We start from the raw sequence: 1,359 nt of genomic DNA, 5'->3' as shown, positions 1-1,359 counted from the left end.
GCGCGGGCGCCGCTGCCCGGCCGCCCGCGGCGCCCGCGCCGTGCCGTGCGCGCCCCCCGCGAGCTCCGCGGGCGTGGGCACGCGCATGCTGGTGTGGGTCTCGCGGCTGGAATTGGAGTCGGCCACGGCCCCCGGCACCAGCGGCACCGCGCCCCGCCGCCGCGGCACGGCACCCGCCGCCGAAGCCGCGCCCGCGGCTCCGGCAGCGGCTCCGGCTCCGGCCTCGTACGCGCCTTCCCGGTCACCGCCCGGCACCGGGGCCGCGGCCGGGTCCGCCTCGTCCTCGGGCTCGTCGATGTCGAGCGGCGGAATCCCGGCGAGGCCGGGCAGCAGCTCGCGCAGCCGGGCGGCGAGCTCGGAGGCCCGCAGCCGGGAGGCGGGCGCCTTGGCCAGGCACTGGACGATGAGCTGCCACAGCTCGTCGGGGATGCCTGGCAGCGGCGCCACCGTCTCGGTGACGTGCCGCCGCAGCACCGCGCCGGGGTGACCGCCGCCGAACGGGGTGAAGCCCGCGAGCAGCTCGTAGAGGACCGTCGCGAGGGCGTAGACGTCGACGGACGCGCGCGGCGGCAGGCCCTCGATGATCTCGGGGGCGAGGTAGTCGGGGGTGCCGATGACGCTGCGCGGGCTCGGTACGCGGCCGCCCTCCCCCGGGCTCCGGCCGGAGGCGCCCCCGGCCGGGCGGGGCGCGTCCACGAGCCGGGCGATGCCGAAGTCGGTGAGCAGGGCGGGGTGCGCGCCGCCGGGGCCGAGCTCGCCCTGCATGTCGAGCAGGACGTTCTCCGGCTTGACGTCACGGTGGACGACGCCCGCCGCGTGGGCGGCGGCGAGGCCGTCGGCGACGTCCGCGACGATGGCGACGGCCGCCTCGGGCGCGAGGCGGCGCTCACGGTCGAGGCGGGTGCGCAGGTCCGTGCCCCGGATCAGGTCCATGACGAGGGCGAGGTCCGCGCCGTCGACGACGAGGTCGCGGACGCCGACGACGTGGGGGTGGTCGAGTCCGAGGAGAGCGGCGCGCTCCTGCACGAACCGGCCGACGAGCTCCTGGTCCGAGGCGAGGTCCTCGCGCAGGAGCTTGATGGCCACGGGCCCCTCGGGACCCTCGCCGAGCCACACCGTCCCGGCACTTCCGCGGCCCAGGACCTGGTGGGCGGTGTACCGACTGCCGATCTTCCGAGCCAAGGCTGTTCGGGTTCCTTTCCGGGTCCTCCGACGCCCGCCGTGGGGCGGGGCGTTGGCGAACAAGCTACGCGGGTGCGAGGGGGTTGGGGGCGCCGATCATGCACCAACTGTCACTTGTGCGGCGTAAAACACCCTCTAGATGTCGATAGATCGACATTCTGGGGGTCGGTGTACGTC

At 76.3% G+C, this 1,359-nt stretch carries 1 protein-coding gene; it reads right to left on the bottom strand.

Annotated elements, in window-relative coordinates; genetic code table 11:
- Positions 1-1,182: serine/threonine-protein kinase (locus tag K6I34_RS37020; RefSeq protein ID WP_229332399.1), on the bottom strand; the 1,182-nt coding region annotated here is incomplete at its 3' end.
- Positions 1,183-1,359 lie beyond the last annotated feature (177 nt).

The organism is Streptomyces sp. UNOC14_S4 (genome assembly GCF_020740835.1).
Taxonomy (GTDB): Bacteria; Actinomycetota; Actinomycetes; order Streptomycetales; family Streptomycetaceae; genus Streptomyces.
Note: the sequence above shows the minus strand (reverse complement) of the source record. Positions and strands in the feature narration are given on the sequence as shown.